The 18,897-nt window shown below is 74.4% G+C and carries 10 protein-coding genes and 1 tRNA gene; 5 read left to right on the forward strand and 6 right to left on the reverse strand.

The features are described from left to right. Nucleotides 1-33: 33 nt before the first annotated feature. The 5 genes from LZF96_RS14955 to LZF96_RS14975 form a co-directional block, all read right to left on the reverse strand. Nucleotides 34-2,208 carry an SUKH-4 family immunity protein gene (locus LZF96_RS14955; protein ID WP_233871701.1) on the reverse strand — a complete coding sequence of 725 codons (2,175 nt, stop codon included), beginning with the start codon at nt 2,206-2,208 and terminating at the stop codon, nt 34-36. A gap of 8 nt (nt 2,209-2,216) precedes the next feature. Next, entirely contained in the window at nt 2,217-3,191 is a 975-nt protein-coding gene (locus LZF96_RS14960; RefSeq protein WP_233871704.1) for an HNH endonuclease, read from the reverse strand. Between the two features lie 621 nt (nt 3,192-3,812). Next, a complete protein-coding gene (locus LZF96_RS14965) occupies nt 3,813-4,826 on the reverse strand; it encodes a MazG family protein (protein WP_233871813.1) in 1,014 nt (337 codons plus the stop codon). Nucleotides 4,827-4,969: 143 nt separating this feature from the next. After that, nucleotides 4,970-5,605: a SurA N-terminal domain-containing protein gene (locus LZF96_RS14970; protein WP_233871707.1), complete on the reverse strand. Its 636-nt coding sequence runs from the start codon at nt 5,603-5,605 to the stop codon at nt 4,970-4,972. 191 nt (nt 5,606-5,796) lie between these two features. Then, entirely contained in the window at nt 5,797-7,092 is a 1,296-nt protein-coding gene (locus LZF96_RS14975; RefSeq protein WP_233871710.1) for a DUF6716 putative glycosyltransferase, read from the reverse strand. A gap of 705 nt (nt 7,093-7,797) precedes the next feature. Between LZF96_RS14975 and LZF96_RS14980 the strand changes: the two genes are divergently transcribed. The 5 genes from LZF96_RS14980 to LZF96_RS27370 all read left to right on the forward strand — a co-directional run bounded on the left by LZF96_RS14980 (nt 7,798) and on the right by LZF96_RS27370 (nt 18,469). After that, nucleotides 7,798-8,589: an ABC transporter ATP-binding protein gene (locus LZF96_RS14980; RefSeq protein WP_233871713.1), complete on the forward strand. Its 792-nt coding sequence runs from the start codon at nt 7,798-7,800 to the stop codon at nt 8,587-8,589. Continuing rightward, a complete protein-coding gene (locus LZF96_RS14985) occupies nt 8,586-11,189 on the forward strand; it encodes an ABC transporter permease (protein ID WP_233871716.1) in 2,604 nt (867 codons plus the stop codon). The genes LZF96_RS14980 and LZF96_RS14985 overlap by 4 nt, the downstream gene beginning before the upstream one ends. A gap of 376 nt (nt 11,190-11,565) precedes the next feature. Then, the gene (locus tag LZF96_RS14990) at nt 11,566-12,234 is read left to right on the forward strand and encodes a Uma2 family endonuclease (RefSeq protein WP_233871718.1); all 669 of its coding nucleotides are present in this window, start codon (nt 11,566-11,568) and stop codon (nt 12,232-12,234) included. A 157-nt stretch (nt 12,235-12,391) separates the two neighbouring features. Beyond that, nucleotides 12,392-15,958 (forward strand): transcription-repair coupling factor, encoded by a 3,567-nt coding sequence (gene mfd, locus LZF96_RS14995; RefSeq protein ID WP_233871721.1) that lies wholly within the window; start codon nt 12,392-12,394, stop codon nt 15,956-15,958. Nucleotides 15,959-15,985: 27 nt separating this feature from the next. After that, nucleotides 15,986-18,469, forward strand: coding sequence for a protein kinase (locus LZF96_RS27370; protein WP_374203240.1), 2,484 nt, complete (start codon nt 15,986-15,988; stop codon nt 18,467-18,469). A 249-nt stretch (nt 18,470-18,718) separates the two neighbouring features. Here LZF96_RS27370 and LZF96_RS15010 read toward each other — a convergent pair. After that, nucleotides 18,719-18,794: transfer RNA gene (locus tag LZF96_RS15010), tRNA-Gln, on the reverse strand. Nucleotides 18,795-18,897: the final 103 nt, after the last annotated feature.

An 18,897-nucleotide genomic window follows, 5' to 3' on the forward strand; every position in this document is an offset into this window, starting at 1 on the left:
CGTGCCGAGGGGGACCCGGGGCCGGCGCCGGACCTACAGCAACCCGTCCCACATCTGCTCGACCAGCACCGACCACCAGCTCTCCGGGTCGGCCAGCGCCTGCCCGTCGAGCGTCACCAACTGCGTCTGGAAGTCCGTCGTCCAGCGTCCGGCCTGCTCCGGGGTCAGTCCGTGCCGCAGCGGCCACATCCGCCCCAGCATCGCCAGCGACCGCGCGAACTGCGGCACCGAGGTGTTGACGAACCGAACCGGCGCCGGCTGCCCGCCCGGACCGCCCTCCAACGGCACCGCCACCACGTGCGCGGTCCCGTACTGCACGCACAGCTGCCGGCCGAAGTCGTTGCCCAGCACCAGGTACGAACCCGAGTCCATCGCCGGCACCACGCCGCGCTCCTGCGCCAGCTCCGCCAGCGTCGGGATCGGACGTCCCGGCTGGACGTGCGCCCAGAAGAACGGTCCGATCCCGACCGGCAGCCCCGACCAGACCAGCGTCTGCGCCACGATGTCCGGCACGCCCTGACGGGCCACCGCCTGCTGTTCCCAGTGGTAGACGGCCTGCGGACCGTAGGACTGCGCCAGTTCCTGCCCGATGACGTCCAGCCCCACCGCCGGGGCGGTGGGCTGCTGCGGCACCGGCGCGCGCACCGGCACCGCGCGCGGCGGGCCGTCGGCGTACTGCTCCAGCTCGTCCTGGTGCTCCACCAGGTGCCGCACCCCCGCCTGCCGGGAGGCGAGGTCCGCGCCGTACGGGGCGGTGTGGGTGATCCGGACCTGCGGCCAGGTCTCCCGGATCATCCGCGCGCAGTACCCACCGGGCAGTTCGCAGGACTGCAACTCCGTGTGCAGCTCGATCGCCTGGCCGGCCGGCACCCCCAGGGCGTGCAGCTCGTGCAGCAGCTGCCACTCGGGGTGCGGCATGCCCGGCGCCGAGCGGCGGATCAACCGTTGCTCCGAGCCGTCCGGCGCGCGGTAGCGCAGCACCGCCATGTAGCCGGAGCCCACCGCGGGCACCTCGGACCGCGCGGGATACCCGTAGCCACCGGGCGGCCCGGGCGCGGGCGGGGGCGGGATCATGTGCCCACCGGGCGGGGGCGGCGGAGGCGGGGGCGGGGTGCCCGCCCCGGGATGAGCGGGCACCGGCGTGCTGTGCGCCAGCACCGTCGCGGCGTGGTGCACCTCGTTCTGCGCGGGCGGACCGGGCGGGGCCGGCGGCGGTGGGGGCGTCGCCGCCCGTACCGGCGCCTGCGGGCTGTCCGCCGACACCATCTGGGTCGGCACGTAGCCGCTCTCCCCCTCCTCCGGTCCCTGCCGCGGGTGGGCGTCGGGGGTGCCGGGCGCGCCCGGGGGCGGCGGCACACCCGGGCCGGGGGTGTCCAGGAGGCCGGGGGGCACGGAGGATTGCACGGCGGTCCTCGGCAGCGCGCTGCCCTGCGGCAGCACCGAGGTGCGGGCCTCGGCACCGCCGGCCGGCGGCTCGGCGCCGGACTTCCGCCGATCACCGAACCCGCCCCCCGACGACCGGTCGGGGCCCGGGCCGGCGAAGGAGCCGGAGTCGCCCGCGGGCGGTGGGGTGTCCTCGCGCGACACCGGGGTGGAGTACACGGTGTCCGGTGGCGCGACCGACTCGGCGCCGTCACCGCTGCCGGAGGTGTCGGCCGCGTCCCAGGGCGAGCCGCCGGTCGGCGTGGCGGGCACCGGTGGGGCCGGGGGCGGCGTCGTCCCCGCACCCGTCCCGGCACCGGGGGATCCGAACGCGCCCGGCGGTGTCGGGGGCACCGGGGCCGCCGGGATCGAGGGAGGTCCCGACGGGTCGGTCGCTCCGGCGTCCGGCCGCTGGTCGGGGATGCCCGCCCGATCGGCCGCGTCCTGCAACCACTGCGGCGGCGTCAGCAGGAACGAGGTCTTCTCCAGGTCCATCGACTCCACCGGGGTCGGGGCCGGTGCCGCGCCGGAACCCGAGGCGCCGTACTCGACCGTCCAGGCGGAGATCACCTCGTCCACCGGCAACGCCGGCCACAGCGTGGTCTCCCCGCTGTCCCGGGCGATCACCAGCTTCCCGCCGGCGGTCGGGGCACCCACCGGGCCCTCGGCCCAGGCGACGAAGCCCCGGTCGAACTCCCGCATCCCGACCTCGCGGCGCGCCGCCTGCGGATCGGACTCCGACACCCACTGTTCGGCCCGCTCACGGGCCTGCGCGAAGGTCACCATCGGGCGCCTCACCCCTCCACCGGGACGGAGCGCGCGAACCCGCCGTCCACCATCAGATCGGCCACGGTCGTCAGCTCCGGCGGATTGCCCGCCAGCCGCAGCAGGAACTCGTCGAAATCGGCCGCGCACGGCAGCAGCAACTCCGCCATGCGCTCCTCCACCCCGACCCCGTCGCGGTCACGGGCGTCGTCGTGCGGGCACAGCCACACCGAGCCGGCACCACTGCCACGCACCTTCACCGCCAGGACGCCGCCCTGCGCGAAGCACACCCCGAGGTAGTCCTTGGTCAGGTGGTCCCGCAGGCACTTGTTCGCGTAGACGAGGTCGTTGACGTCCGGCTCGTCGCGCAGAGTCCAGAACGGCTGGTCGAGCAGGATGCCCAGTTCGGCGTAGAGCGCGACCCCGCGCGGGGCGCTGCCGCCGGCCGCCCGCAGGAAGGACCGGTAGGAGTCCGGCAGCCGGTAGCCGAGCTTCTCCTCGACCGCCCGGACGCGCTCCTCCGGCACCGCGACCGAGCGCGGCACGGTGAAGTGCGCGGGACGCGTCTCCGCCAGCGGCCGGGTGCCGCGCTTGTGGTGGTCCACCGGACTGGTGGCGATGCCGCCGTGGTGCCGCATCAACGCCTTGACCTCGACCGGGATCAGCTCCAGGCGACGGGTGCCGGCCACGTGGTGCCAGGTCCAGCCGTGCGGGGTGGCGACGGCCGGCAGGTCGGCCCACAGCTCGTGTCCGGCGGCGCGCAGGGCGGCGTTGGCGGAGACGTAGTCGGTCAGCCGCAGCTCGTCCACGCCGAAGCCCTCCGGAGGGTCGGCGATCTCGGCCGCCGCCCGGGCGTAGGGGGAGAAGTCCGGGTAACCGGAGTCGTCCACCCGCACGCCCTCGGGGTACCGGCCGGCCCGCACCGGGTCCGGGAAGCGCACCACCTGGCCGGCGTAGGCCCTGTTCGGTGGCGCGGCCTGCTGTCCGAGCCGGCCTGTCGTCATGGCGTCTGCCCCCTGCTGGTCAGTCCTGTTCGGGCACAGCCTAGGACCTCTCGTCGGCGCCGGCACGGGGCGGCGGGGGCCGACGGAGGGGCGGTGACCGACACCAATCGGTGGAAACGCCCGCGTGCCGGGCGGATCGGACGCGGGTTCGACCGGTTCCGGTCCGGGACACGGCCGCAGCCGGCTCCGGCGAGTCGCCGGGCGGACGGGCGGACGGGCGGACAGCCGGGGAGGCCGGGGCGGCCCCGCCCTCCGAGTGGTCCGCCCCCGGATGAGGGCGGCCCGTTTCGCCCCGCGTCGGCTCCGGCGGTGTGCGGTGACGGCGAGGGAAACCGACGGCCCGGGTGGGGGAACCGGGGGTTCCGGCGACGGGTCGTCCCCGTTGGGGTCGATTCCGGCGGCCGCCCGGTGGTTCCGGCGGGTCCCGGCCGCGGGTCCCGGTGTTCGCACTCCGGGGCCTCGGTCGTCTTCCCGGCGCCGCACCGACGGTGTTCGGTGACGGGGGCCGGGTGGGGGAACCGGGGGTTCCGGCGACGGGTCGTCCCCGCCGCCTCGATCCCGGGTCCCCGGTGCCGGCCTTCGGGGCCCGGGTCGTCGCCCGTGTCCCCGGCGCCGAGCCGGCTACCCGGCGGCGCCGCGTTCGGTCTCGGCGACGCGCAGGGTGTCGCGGTAGCGCCGGGCGGCGGCGCGCAGCGCGGATTCGGGGTCCACCCCCGCGGCCTCGGCCTCGGCGGCGAGGGCGAGCAACCGCCGTCCGAAGTCCTCGGCGCTGTCCCCGGACGACCCGGCCCCGGATACCCCGGACGACCCGCCGGCCCCCCTCGCCGGCGGCGCGGCGGGCAGCCCGGCCGTACGGGCCCTGGCCGACAGCTTCGCCGCCAGCGCCAGCGCAGGCTGCCCCATCGGCACGCCCTCGGTCACCGAACCGCGGGCCTTCTCCGCCGCCTTGGTGCGCGACCAGTGCTCGCGCACCTCGTCCGGGGTGTCCGCCCGGGCGTCCGCGAAGACGTGCGGGTGGCGGTGGATCAGCTTGGCGACGATGCCTCCGGCCACATCGTCGATCGAGAACGGCTCCTCGGCGTTCTCCTCCGCGATCCGGGCGTGGAAGACGACCTGGAGCAGTACGTCCCCCAACTCCTCGCGCATCTCGGCCCGGTCACCGGCCTCGATCGCCTCGACCAGTTCGTGGACCTCCTCCAGCCCGTACGGCGCGAGGTCGGCGTGGGTACGGATCGAGGACCACGGGCACTCCCGCCGGATCCGGTCCATCACCTCGATCAGGTCCAGCAGTCGGGCGCCGGGCAGGTCCCAGGAGCCGGGGAGCAGTTCCAGGTCCGGCACCCCGGCGCGGCCCGATCCGGCCAACCGCGCCAGGCCGTCGGTCAGTCGCCGCTCGCCATCGGCCGCGGCGAGCACCACCACCGTGCGACCCCCGGCGCAGCGGTCGGTCACCTCGCGGGCGTCGAAACCGTCGGCCGGGGTGACCGTCACCGCGATCCCGGCGCCGGTCAGGTGGGGGAGCTGCGGGTGCCCCGGGTCGCGGCACAGCACCCGGTCCGCCGCGCGCAGCTCGTGCCAGGCGGGGGCGGACAGCAGGCCGGCGGCGACCCGGTGGCTGCTGGTCAGCAGCACCAGCCGACCGGCGTCGGTGTCGGGGACGCCGGGGGTTCCGGCGCCGGCCGGATCATCGGGGACACCGGCGGGGACGCCGGGAGCACCGGGAACGCCGGTGGTGCCGGGGAGATCGGGGTCGGGGAAACGACGGGGGTGTGTACCGCTCACCCGCCGAGCGTATCCGCGTCCTCGGAGGGGCCCCGCAGCCAGGGGACCTCGGCGTCGACCAGGCCCAGCTGGTGCACGTCCCAGGTGCCGTAGCGCGGGTTGACCTCCACTCCGATCTCCTCGGCCGTGCTGCTCAGCAGGGTGTAGACGCGGTCGTTGCCCTCCTCGCCACCGCCCCCGATACCGGCCACCATCAGGCCGACGCGCAACTGGCCGTCGATCTGGTCCTCGGTCAGCGGGACGTTCTGCCCCACCAGCGCCACCTCGGCCAGGCCCTCGGGGCCGCCGAACTGCTCCTCCAGCGCGGCGCGCTCCTGCTGCACCTCGCGGTTGGTGACCACGACGCCGGCGTCCTCGGCGGCCTGCTCGACCAGGTTGTGGAAGATCATCAGACCCAGCATCTGGCGCTGCAACGCGGGGGTCTCCTCCACCAGGATGTCCCCCTGCGCGGTGGCGCGCTGCGCCTCCCGTACGGCCGCCGCCCGGCTCTGCACCTCGGAGATGGTGATCCGCTCGCCGCCGACCACGGCGGCGGCCCCGGGATGGGTGTCGCCGGCGCAGCCGGTGAGCAGCGGCGCGGCGAGGAGCAGCGCGGCGGCGGAGACGGACAGTGCGGACGTGCGACGCTTCACTGGGTGCTCCCGGCGGTGGGTCCGATGGTGGGAACTGACTCGGCACTCGGCGTGATCTTAGGCACAGAGGGAGGCCGTGACCACCTGTTCGTCGACGCCGGTCCCCACCGATCGTGCCCGGAGGCCGCCGGCCCGCCGTTCGGGGCGGGCGGGACGCCGGGCCCGGCATCCCGCCCGCGCCCGTTCCGGCCTCAGCCCCGGGCCAGCCGCCGGATGGTCGGCGCCACCCGCCGCCGCCCCAACCGGTACAGTCCGCCGGCGCCGCGCACCACCATCCGCCGCACCGGGCCGACCGTCGCCGGCTCGGGTGCCCGAACCCGTTCCCCGTCCGGGCCGATGCCCCGGCGCCGCAGCAGTGGCTCCAGGTAGGGGGCGTGGTGCGCGGCCGTGTAGTGGGGACGCAGCGGTGGCAGGGGGCCGGCGGCGCGCAGTCGGGCGATCCGGGCCCGTGCCTCCTCCCACGGGTCGGTGCGCCCCAGACCGTGCCGGGCCGCCCAGGCGGGGTCGGCCCTCGGCACCAGGCCGGAGTCCAGGTCGGTGAAGGAGGCCAACAGGCCGGAGCCGACGAAGAAGTGGTTGCCGTGCGCCTCGCGGATGCCGTAGTCGGTGATGATCGCCGCCGGTATGCCCCGGTGCACGGCCTCCATCGCGGCGGTGGAGCTGACGGTCACCAGCAGGTCGGTGCGGTCGAGGATCTCCCCCATGTCGCCGTAGCGCAGGGACAGGTTCGCCGGGCGGTCCGGCAGCTCCTCGAACAGCTTCTGGTAGGAGTGGCGTTCCACGTGCGTCACGCCCTCGTCGGGCCGGTTGCGCAGTTTGACGAGCACCTCGCGCCCGGGGTGCAGCAGGGCGTGTTGCCGCAGCCGCCGCAGCAGGGCCAGCCGGTCGCCCCGGCCGGCCGGCACGGACGGCTGCACGGCGAAGCAGACGGTGAAGGGCCGGTCCCGGCCGGCGGCGGCCGGGTCCCACGGCGCGCCGTCCAGGTAGGGGAGGGCCGACTCCACGATCGCCTCCGGGTCGGCACCCACCCCCGCGTACACCTCACGGAACAGGTCGGCGTCGTGCGCGCTGTTGGCCAGCACCACGTCCGAGCCGATGCGCAGCATCGTGCCGTCCACCTGGTTCTCGTAGGCGACGCCGACGTAACCGGTGACCACGACCGGGCGCCGGGTCCGGTCGGCCCACCGCCGGGAGAGGCCGTGCAGGACGGTCATGACGCTGCCGCCGGTCACGCCCAGTACCAGCAGGTCGGCGTCGGCGCAGGCCGGGTCCTCGAGCAGGTCGGCGCAGTCCACGATCCGGGAGGTGTCGGGGGCGATCCCGACCTCGGCGATCTGCCGCTCCGAGGGGGCGCTGTCGCCGCGCAGGAAGCGGGCGTCCAGGGCGTGGTCCGGCGCCAGCCGGCGGGCCGTGAGGGCGGCCCACTTCCAACGGCTGTCCGAATCGGCGAACACGACGACGCGCGGCCGGGTGCCGGCATGGTCCATGGTGAACGGTCCCTTCGCCGGGGTCCGACCCGGTCGGGCCCCGTGTGGTGCGCTGATGGTGCGGTGCCCCTCTCCAACGTCCCGGGCGGGATCGGGGTGCCCCGGTCGGTGGTGGGTTTCGGTGCCCGGTCGCCCGCCCCGGGGGGCGGTGGGGCCGGCGGGGTGCGCCGAACCCCGGACGCGGCAGGGGAGTGCCGGGGCACGGAACGTCCCCCCGATCGGGGCCACGGCTCCCTCGGCACGGGTCCACCGGGGCCGGGGGCGTCCGGAGAGGGCCCGTCAGTGGTATCCGCCGGGGGAGACGCGTTGCCGGCCGGCCGGTGAACCGGTGGTGACGCGCGTGCGACGCGAGGAACACATCCGCAGGTCATGGCTCCCGCCGGTACGCCCGGAGCCGGCGGGACGGCGACCCCGGCGGAATGGAACCGGGCGGGACGGCGACGGGGAGGGCTTCGGCGGGGTTCCGGGAACACCGCCGCCGGCCGCTTCCGGCTCGTCCGCGCCCGGTCCCCCGGGGGAGCGACTTGCGCCTTCCCCTACGTCGGGGTCGATCCTGACCGGGTACCCCTAGGGGGCTCTGCGACCACGTGATGACCCGCGCCCCCACGGGGTTCCCTCCCGGGGGCGATGAGTCACGACGCGCGGAACCCTAACCTCTGGGGTGGGATAAGGAATACGTCAGAAGATCGGGCAGGGGAGAGCATCATGGAAGCGGCGGCAACGCGGACGACCGCAGGAGACGACGGGGGCTCCGGCGGGACATCGGCCGCCCGCGCGGAAGGCGTCGTCAAGGCGTACGGGGAGGGCGAGACCCGCATCCTCGCGCTGAACGAGGTGAGCGTGGACATCGCCCGCGGTGCCCTCACCGCCATCATGGGCCCCTCCGGCTCGGGCAAGTCCACCCTCATGCACTGCCTGGCGGGCCTGGACTCGGTCACCTCCGGGCGGGTGTGGGTCGGTGACGCCGAGCTGACGGGTCTCTCCGACAAGCATCTCACCCGCCTGCGTCGGGACAACATCGGTTTCATCTTCCAGTCGTTCAACCTGCTGCCCACCCTCAGCGCGGCGGAGAACATCACCCTGCCGATGGACATCGCGGGCCGGAAGCCGGACCGGGAGTGGGTGGACCAGGTCATCGAGACGGTCGGGCTCTCCGACCGACTCGGTCACCGCCCCGCCCAGCTCTCCGGCGGTCAGCAGCAGCGGGTCGCCGTCGCCCGCGCGCTGGCCGCCAGGCCGGCGATCATCTTCGGTGACGAGCCGACCGGCAACCTCGACTCCCGGGCCGGCGCCGAGGTGCTGGACTTCCTGCGCCGTTCGGTGGACGACCTGGGACAGACCATCGTGATGGTCACCCACGACCCCACCGCCGCCGCGTACGCCGACCGCATCCTCTTCCTCGCGGACGGCGCGATCGTGGACGAGATGTTCGACCCCACCGCCGAGAAGGTGCTGGACCGGATGCGCGGCTTCGAGGCCCGGGGGCGCACGTCGTGAGCGTCATGAAGACCTCCCTGCGCAACTTCTTCGCGCACAAGGGAAGGATGATCCTCTCCGGGCTGGCGGTGCTGCTCTCCGTCGCCTTCGTCTGCGGGACCCTCGTCTTCACGGCGACCATGCAGACCACCTTCGAGCGGCTCTTCGACGTCAGCGCCTCGAACGTCATGGTCACCCCCGGGTCGGGTGAGGAGGGCGCCACCGGCGGCGGCATCGACGATATGCCGTCGATGACCGGCCGCCCCGAGACCATGCCCGGCGACCTCGCCGACACCCTGCGCGGCGTGGACGGCGTCGAGGAGGTCACCGGCACCCTCGACTCGCAGAGCGTCGTCGCGGTGGACGCCGAGAACGAGAACATCGGCCCCGCCACCGGCGCGCCCACCATCGTCGCCAACTGGAACCCGATCGAGCTGCGCTCCATGGAGATCGTCGAGGGCTCCGCCCCCGAGGGCTCCGGCGAGGTCATGGTGGACTCCCAGACCGCCGAGTCCTCCTCGGTGGCGATCGGTGACGAGCTGCGGCTGCTGAGCGTCGGCGGCTCCTTCGCGGTCACCGTCTCCGGCATCGTGGAATTCCAGATCACCAACCCCGGCGCCACCCTGCTGTACGTCGACACCCCCACCGCGCAGGAGGTCCTGCTCGGCGGTGAGGACGGCTACACCGCCTTCTACGTGGACACCACCGACGCGGTCACCGACGAGGAGATGCGTGACCGGGTGGCCTCCGCCGTCGGCGAGGACCGGTACCTGGTGCGCACCTCCGAGCAGTTCGCGGAGGACAACCGCAACGCCCTCGGCGAGTTCCTCGACATCATCCGCTGGGTGCTGCTCGGCTTCGCCGGCATCGCCCTGCTGGTCGGGATCTTCCTGATCGTCAACACCTTCACCATGCTGGTCGCCCAGCGCACCCGGGAGATCGGTCTGTTCCGTGCCATCGGCGCGCAGCGCGGCCAGGTCAACCGCTCGGTGATGATCGAGGCGCTGCTGCTGGGCGTCGTCGGATCGATCCTCGGTTTCCTCGCCGGCATCGGCATCGCCGTCGCCCTGATGGCGATCCTGGGCGCGGTCGGCATGAACCTGAGCACCGACGACCTCACCATCGGGTGGACGGTGCCGGTCACCGGCATCGTGCTGGGCGTCACGGTCACCCTGATCGCCGCCTGGATCCCCGCCCGCCGGGCCGGCCGCATCACCCCGATGGCGGCGCTCCAGGACGCCGGCAACCCCGGCGACGCGAAGGCGGGCCGGATCCGGGCCGCGATCGGCGCCGTGCTGCTGGTGCTCGGCACCGCCGCGCTGCTCGCCGTCACCGGCACGGAGTCCTCCGGCGCCGCGGGGCAGCTCCTGGGGGTGGGCATCCCGCTGACCCTGGTCGGCCTGGTGCTCGCCGCCCCGGCGCTGGTCGGACTGGTGATCCGCGGACTGAGCGCGGTGCTGCTGCGCTGGTTCGGCTCCATCGGCCGGCTCGCCGAGCGCAACGCCATGCGCAACCCCCGGCGCACCGGTGCCACCGCCTCCGCGCTGATGATCGGCCTCGCGCTGGTGTCGGCGTTGGCGGTGGCCGGTGCCTCCCTGGTGGCCTCCACGGACAAGGCCATCGACGAGACCATCGGCGCCGACTTCATCGTCCAGAGCGAGAACTTCATGCCGGTGATGCCGGAGGCGATCGCGGCGATGGGGGAGGCCGAGCACCTGACGGCGACCTCCGAGTACCGCGACATCGGTGCCGAGATCACCACGGCCGACGCCGACGAGCCCTTCGCCCAGCGGTTCGGCATGGTCGACGCGGACTACCCGCGGGTCTTCGCCGTCGATGTCGCCGAGGGGGACATCGACGAGGCCCTCGCGCCCGGCGGCTTCACGGTGACCACCGGCGTGGCCGAGGCCCGGGATCTGGCGATCGGCGACGAGGTGGAGGTCGTGGTCGAGGGCGGTGACTCCACCACCCTGACCCTGCGGGCCATCACCCGTTCGGCGGGGGCCGCCATCGAGGGCGACTACGCCTACATGGGCATCCCCACGGCGGAGGAGTTCGTATCCGACGAGGCCATGCCGCTCCCGTGGGCCGTCTTCGCGATGGCCGAGGAGGGGCTCCAGGCCGAGGCCAAGGCGTCGCTGGAGACGGCGCTGGAACCGTTCCCGCAGCTCGTGGTCCGCGACCAGGCCGACTACAAGGAACTGGTGCGCAGCGAGGTCGGCATGATCCTCAACATGGTCTACGGCCTGCTGGCGCTGGCGATCATCGTGGCGGTGCTGGGCGTGATCAACACGCTGGCACTGTCGGTGGTCGAGCGCACCCGGGAGATCGGCCTGATGCGCGCCATCGGGCTCTCCCGCCGACAGTTGCGCCGGATGATCCGCCTGGAATCGGTGGTCATCGCGCTCTTCGGCGCCATCCTGGGCGTCGCCCTCGGCCTCTTCTGGGGCTGGGCCTCGCAGCAGGTCATGGCGCTGGAGGGGATCGACGTCCTGGAGATCCCGGTGGGCGTGATCGTGATCGTCTTCATCGGGTCCGCCCTGGTGGGCCTGCTGGCGGCGCTGATCCCGGCGTTCCGGGCGGGACGGATGAACATCCTGCGGGCGATCGCCACCGAGTGACGATCCCCGGTCGCGTGACCGCGTGACCGTGCCGTACGACCACCGCCCTCGGCGGGTCCTCCGGGGCCCGCCGGGGGCGGCGGCGCGTGCGGGGCCGGTGGTGGGCTCCGCCCCGGCCGGCGCCGGGTGAAGCGCGGGTGCGGGCGCGGAACCCGGGGCGGCGAGTACCGCTCCCCGGGTCGTGCGGGGCCGGCCCCGCACCGCCGACGGCACCGGGGACACCGGGGGAAGCCGGCCGGGGCCATCCGGCCGGCGCGGGGAGAGACGGGGCGCGGCCACCCCCGCGCGCTCCCGGCACACCACTGCGCGCCCTCCCGATGGGGGACAGAATCGGGGGAAGCGGATCCGAGCGATCCTACGATCGGGAGTGAGTGCGGTGACCCGTGAGCACGACAGGAGACCGGATGTGGCGATGACCGTGGTCGGACCCCGTACCGGCACCCCTCTGCTGGACGCGGCCGAGGGGTTGTACGACTCCCTGCCCGGTCACCGCGTGGAAATCGTCGGAGGGCGCCTCGTCGTGACCCCGCCACCGGACTCCGGGCACGCCCGCTCCCTCACCCGCCTGACCTTCGCTCTGGCACCGTTCCAGGGCCACGGCACCGAGGTGGTGCAGGGGGTCGGGTTGTGGTTGCCCACCGGCGAAGAGGACTACGCGGTGCCGGACCTGGCCGTGGTGGGGGTCGGCTTCGGCAAGCACGTGGTCGCGTTCAACTGCTGCGAGCCGGAGGTCTTCCGCATGGTCGTGGAGATCACCTCGAGCAACCGGATCACCGACCTGACGGCCAAGCCGCAGAGTTACGCCGCCGCGGGTGTGCCCGTGTACGTGGTGGGGGACCGCCGGCGGCGGGAGGTGGTGGTCTTCGCCGATCCCCGGGGCGGCGAGTACCGCTCCCGCGCCGTGTACCCGTCGGGGGAGACCTTCGTCGTGCCGGAGGTGGTGCGGGCGGGGTCGGGGTTCCCGGCGGATCCCGGAAACCGGGGGTCGGACGGGCCGGGTCGGCCGGTGGAACTCGATGTCGACGACTTCCTGATCATCGAGTGATCCCGGTCGTCGGGTGAACAGATCGCGTCGGTCCGACACCCGGTACCGGCGTCGGGCGCCGGGTGTCGCCGGGCGGGCGTAGGGTGGGAACCCCGGCCCGTTCCACGTGTCGGGCCTTTCGCGTGTTTCCCCGCTCCCCATCCGGGATGGTCTCCTCATGAGTCTGCACGGCCTGCTCGACGCCGTCGTGGAAGATGCCGCCCTCGACGAGGCGGTCCGGGCCGCGGCGGCCGGCCGGCGCTCGCACGTGGACCTCGTCGGTCCCCCGGCCGTCCGCCCCTTCGCGGTGGCGGCCCTGGCCCGGGGCACCGACCGCACGGTGCTGGCGGTCACCGCCACCGGCCGGGAGGCCGAGGACCTCGCCGCCGCGCTGCGTTCGCTGCTCCCCGCCGACGGCGTGGTCGAGTTCCCCTCCTGGGAGACCCTGCCGCACGAGCGGCTCTCCCCCCGCTCGGACACCGTCGGCCGTCGGCTGGCCGTGCTCCGCCGGCTCGCCCACCCCGGGACCGACGACCCCGCCGCCGGCCCCGTGAAGGTTCTCGTCGCCCCCATCCGCTCGGTGCTCCAGCCGCAGGTCAAGGGCTTGGGCGAGCTCGAGCCGGTGGCGCTGCGCACCGGCGGTACCGCCGACCTCGCGGAGGTCGTCGAGGCGCTGGGCGCCGCCGCGTACAGCCGGGTGGAGCTGGTCGAGAAGCGCGGCGAGTTCGCCGTGCGCGGCGGCATCCTGGACGTCTTCCCGCCCACCGAGGAGCACCCGCTGCGGGTGGAGTTCTGGGGCGACGACATCGAGGAGATCCGGTACTTCAAGGTCGCCGACCAGCGCTCACTGGAGGTCGCCGAGCACGGCCTGTGGGCCCCGCCCTGCCGTGAGTTGCTGCTCACCCCGGAGGTCCGGGCGCGGGCGGCGGCGCTCGCCGAGGAACACCCGGAGCTGGACGAGCTGCTGGGGAAGATCGCCGAGGGCATCGCGGTGGAGGGCATGGAGTCCCTGGCGCCGGTGCTGGTGGACGAGATGGAGCTGCTGCTGGACGTGCTGCCGGCCGACTCGATGGCGGTGGTCTGCGACCCCGAGCGGGTCCGCACCCGGGCGGCCGACCTGGTCTCCACCAGCCAGGAGTTCCTGGCCGCCTCCTGGGCGGCCGGCGCCGGCGGCGGGGAGGCCCCCATCGACGTCGGCCCCGCCTCGCTGCGCTCGATCGCCGAGATCCGCGAGCGGGCCCGCGAACTGGGCCTGATGTGGTGGTCGATCTCGCCGTTCGCCACCGACCCGACGGCGGACGACACCGACGAGGGCCCCGGCGCGGACGGCGGGGACACCCTGCGCACCGGGCTGCGGGTGCCGGAGAGCTACGGCGGTGACACCGCCCGCGCGCTGGCCGACACCAAGGGCTGGCTCTCCGAGGGCTGGCGGGTGGTCTACCTGACCGAGGGCCACGGCCCGGCCGGCCGGACCGTGGAGGTGCTGGGCGGCGAGGGTATCGCGGCCCGGCTGGACCCCTCGCTGGACGGTGCCATCGACCCGTCGGTGGTGCACGTGACCTGCGGCTCGGTGGAGAACGGCTTCGTCGCCCCGCAGCTGCGACTGGCCGTCCTCACCGAGACCGACCTGACCGGCCGGCGGGGCGTGGCCAAGGGGCAGCGGATGCCCGCGCGGCGCCGCAAGACCCTGGACCCGCTGACCCTGCGGCCGGGCGACTTCATCGTCCACGAGCAGCACGGCGTGGGCCGGTACGTGGAGATGGTGCAGCGCACCGTGCAGGGCGCCACCCGCGAGTACCTGCTGGTGGAGTACGCGCCGGCCAAGCGCGGCCAGCCCGGCGACCGGCTGTTCGTGCCCACCGACCAGCTCGACCAGGTCACCCGGTACGTCGGCGGCGAGGCGCCCTCGATGCACCGCCTGGGCGGGGCGGACTGGGCGAAGACCAAGGCCCGGGCGCGCAAGGCGGTCCGGGAGATCGCCGCCGACCTGATCAAGCTGTACTCGGCGCGGATGGCCGCGCCCGGCCACACCTTCGGCCCGGACACCCCCTGGCAGCGGGAGCTGGAGGACGCCTTCCCGTACGCCGAGACCCCCGATCAGCTGACCACCATCGGCGAGGTCAAGGAGGACATGGAGAAGTCGGTCCCGATGGATCGGCTGATCTGCGGCGACGTCGGCTACGGCAAGACCGAGATCGCGGTGCGCGCCGCGTTCAAGGCGGTGCAGGACGGCAAGCAGGTGGCGGTGCTGGTGCCGACCACACTGCTGGTCCAGCAGCACTTCAACACCTTCACCGAGCGGTACCGGCAGTTCCCGGTGATCGTGCGGGCGCTCTCCCGGTTCCAGTCCGAGACCGAGTCGAAGGCGGTGCTGGAAGGGCTGCGGGACGGCTCGGTGGACGTGGTCATCGGCACCCACCGCCTGTTCTCCTCGGACACCCGGTTCAAGGACCTCGGCCTGGTGATCGTCGACGAGGAGCAGCGCTTCGGCGTCGAGCACAAGGAGCAGCTGAAGAAGCTGCGGGCCAACGTGGACGTGCTCACCATGTCCGCGACGCCGATCCCGCGCACCCTGGAGATGGCGGTCACCGGCATCCGGGAGATGTCCACCATCACCACCCCGCCCGAGGAGCGGCACCCGGTGCTGACCTTCGTCGGCCCGTACGACGAAAAGCAGATCGGCGCCGCGCTCCGCCGCGAACTACTGCGCGAGGGACAGGTCTTCTACATCCACAACCGGGTGGAGTCGATCGACCGCGCCGCCTCCCGGCTGCGCCGCATCGTGCCCGAGGCCCGCATCGCCATCGCGCACGGCCAGATGTCCGAACAGGCGCTGGAGCGGGTGGTGGTGGACTTCTGGGAGAAGCGGTTCGACGTGCTGGTCTCCACCACCATCGTGGAGTCCGGCATCGACATCTCCAACGCCAACACCCTGATCGTGGAGCGCGGCGACACCTTCGGCCTGTCCCAACTGCACCAGTTGCGCGGCCGGGTCGGGCGCGGCCGGGAACGCGGGTACGCCTACCTGCTGTACCCGCCGGAGCGCCCGCTCACCGAGACCGCCCACGAACGACTGGCGACCATCGCGCAGCACACCGAGATGGGCGCGGGCATGTACGTGGCGATGAAGGACCTGGAGATCCGGGGCGCCGGAAACATGCTGGGCGCAGAGCAGTCCGGGCACATCGCCGGGGTCGGCTTCGACCTGTACGTGCGGATGGTCGGCGAGGCGGTGGCCGACTACCGGGCCTCGCTGGAGGCCGGTGGGGGCGCGGTGGAGGAGCAGCCGGCGGAGGTGCGGATCGAACTGCCGGTGGACGCGCACGTCCCGCACGAGTACGCGCCCGGCGAGCGGCTGCGCCTGCAGGCGTACCGGGCGATCGCGGCGGCGACCACCGAGGAGGATGTCGTGGCGGTCCGCGAGGAGTTGACCGACCGCTACGGCAAGCTGCCCGAACCGGTGGAGAACCTGCTGTTGGTGGCCGGGCTGCGGATGCTGGCCCGCTCCTGCGGGGTCGCCGAGATCACCCTCCAGGGCAACAAGGTGCGGTTCGCGCCGGTGGATCTGGCGGAATCGCGGGAGCTGCGTCTCAAGCGGCTCTACCCGGGATCGACCGTCAAACCGACGACGGGGCAGGTGCTGGTGCCGCGTCCGATGACGGCGCGGGTGGGCGGCAAGCCGGTGATCGGACGGGCGCTGCTGGCCTGGACCGGGGAGTTCCTCACCACCGTCGCCGGCGGCTGACCGGCCGGGCGGGGGCCGGTCGGTCCGGTGACCGGCCGATCCGAGGGCCCGGGGGGACCGATCGGCTCGGCTCCGGCGTGTTCCGGCGCCCCGGGGACCGCCCCCGGGCCCGATCACCCCGGGTCCGGTCGGGGAGCCCGGGCCCGGGGCCGCCGACATCCCACCGACCCCCGGCACCCTCCAACGCCCCCGCCCCGCCCCGACCGACCCGCTGTCGGCGCGCCCCCGCCCCCTTCGTCCGCTCCCCGCCCCTCCCCTCGCCGAGCGGCGGACGGCGGCCCCGGACAGCGATATCCTCATCGTGTCCCCTGTCATGGGGGAGCGTGTCGCGCAACCACCGAAGGGGAGGGAGGAAGCGCCGATGTACGGTCAGCCGTCCGGACCCGCTTTCACACCGGCGCCGAGGCCCCTGTACACCGGTCCCCGGGTGGTCGTCCCACGCCTGCTCCTCGCCTGCGTACCGATCGTCTCGCTCGGGATACTCGCCTGGGTCCCCTCGCTGAGAATGGCCCTCCAGGGCCGCCGCAACCGGGACTGGGTGGTGCTCTGCGTCTGGGTCACGACCACCCTGACCTACATCGTGGTGCTCGCGGAGTCCCCGGACGAGGCCGTGGACGGCCCCTTCGCCTACTGGTTCGCGGTGTTGTTCATGCTGGCGCACATGGGTGGGGCCGCGCTGCACGCCATCCTCGGCGACATGGCGGTGCAGAAGCACCGACGCCACCGGGACACCCCGCCCGCCGGCTACCCCGGGCCCATCGGCCACCACTTCCACACCGGCCCGGCCTATGGCTATCCCGGTCCCGGCACGCCGGGCGTGTCGGGACCGGTGGGCGTGTCGGGGACGCGGGCCCCCCAGCCCGGCCCGACCGGCCCCCTCGGCGGCCCGGCGCCGTTCCACACCTCGACCCCCGTCCCCTCCTCGCCGCCCCCCTCGACCCCCGTCCGGATGTCCGCGCCGTCGCCCGCGCCGACGCCGTCCGGCAGGCCCCCCGCGTCCGTCCCCGGCCACGCGGCCCCGCCGACGGTCCCGGTCCCCCACCGGGCGCCCGGTCCGGCCCCCGCCGCACCCCCCGGCGGCGCCGTTCCCCTCGGCAAGTCCGCCTCCGGTCCCGTCCCCGCGGAGCCGTCGCTCCCGTCCGACGCCCCGACGCCCGCCTCCCACCGGATGCGTCAGGTCGCCTCCGAACTCGACGAGCTCGACGACTGGCTGCGCGGCGGGGACCAGCGGTGACCCCTCGGCTCCTGGCCGGCCGCTACCAACTCGGCGAACCGCTCGGCAAGGGCGGCATGGGGGAGGTCTGGGCCGGCCGCGACACGGCCCTGGGCGGCCGACGGGTCGCCGTCAAACTCATGCACTCCGGCCGCCTCGCCGCCGTGACCGGCACCGCGGAGCCCGAGGAACTGCGGCGCCGCTTCCTGCGCGAGGCCCGGGCCACCGCCCGGCTGGACCACCCCTCCCTGGTCGCCGTGCACGACGCCGGCGCCGAGGAGGACTGGCTCTACCTGGTCATGCAGCTCATCGAGGGCTCCGACCTCGCCGACCACCGGGCCGAGAACGAGCCCTATCCGTGGTCGTGGACGGTGGCGGTGCTCGCGCAGCTCGCCTCGGCGCTGGTCGCCGTCCACAGCGGGGGCATCGTGCACCGGGACCTCAAGCCCGGCAACGCGATGGTCCGACCCGACGGCCGGGTCACCGTTCTCGACCTGGGCATCGCGGCGGTCCGCGAGGACGAGGACACCCGCCTCACCCGCACCGGCATCCTGTTGGGCACCCCTCTGTACATGGCGCCCGAACAGGCCCTGGGCGGCACCCCCGCCGGGCCCCCCGCCGACCTGTACGCGCTGGGCGTGATCGGCTACGAACTGCTCACCGGACGGGTCCCGTTCACCGCCGGCAACGCCACCGGCCTGCTCTACCGCAAGCTGCACGAGGAACCCGAGCCCGCCGCCTCGCTGCGTCCGGGCGTGCCGGAGGAGCTGCCCCGCCTGCTGCACCGGCTGCTCGACCGCGAACCCGAGCGACGCCCCGTCGACGCGCACGCCCTCTTCGCCGAACTGGAGCCGCTGCTGGAGCGGCCCGATCCGGAGGCGCCGCCGGGCGCGGCCGTGCCGATGGACCCCACCCGCCCGTTCCGCCGCCCCCTGGCACCCTGGCCGCCGGTGCGCCCCGCCGGCGGCCCGCACCCGGACCCGGAGTTGGCCGCCACCATCGGCGAGGTCAAGCGTCTGCTGGCGGTCGGCGAGTACACCCGGGTGGCGGAGCTGCTCAGCCACGCGGTGCCGGTGGCGACGGCCCGGCACGGGGACTCCTCCCGGGTGGTGCGCTCGCTGCGCAAGCAGTACGCGGCCACCCTCCTGGACACCGGCCAGTACGCCCGCGCGCTGCCGGAGATCCGGCGATTGCTCCACGACCTCGCCGCCGACCTGGACCCGCGCGACCCCGTCCTGGCCCAGTTGCGCGAGGACGAGCGACTGTGCGTGCAGCGGCTGCGCGGCGGGGTGCGCTGACCCGGCCGTGCCGACATCGGGCGTGCCGACCCCGGGTGGGCGGTTTCCCCGGGCGTCGGAGGGCGCGGGGGAGGACGGGAGGCGGTCCGGGCGTCACGGAACGGGACGCGTCCGTCCCGGGCACGGCGGGCCGGGCGGCACCGGCCCCGCGAGCACCGGACGGGACGACCCGCGGACGACGGCGGAGCGACCCCCGCACCGGTACGGGGGTCGGAAATGCCGAAGGGCCGGGAAACCCGGCCCCGGCCATGGCTCCGCCGGCTGGATTCGAACCAGCACTACAAGGATTCAAAGTCCTGCGGGCTACCGGTTACCCCACGGCGGATCGCAGCACAGACCCTACCCGAGGTCGGGAGCGCCGCGCGCCGTCCTCCCCGTACCTCCACCGGGTCACCCGAAAAGGGGTCGACAAGCGGTCGTAGTCTGGT

Source organism: Streptomyces sp. ST2-7A, assembly GCF_021390475.1.
GTDB lineage: Bacteria > Actinomycetota > Actinomycetes > Streptomycetales > Streptomycetaceae > Streptomyces.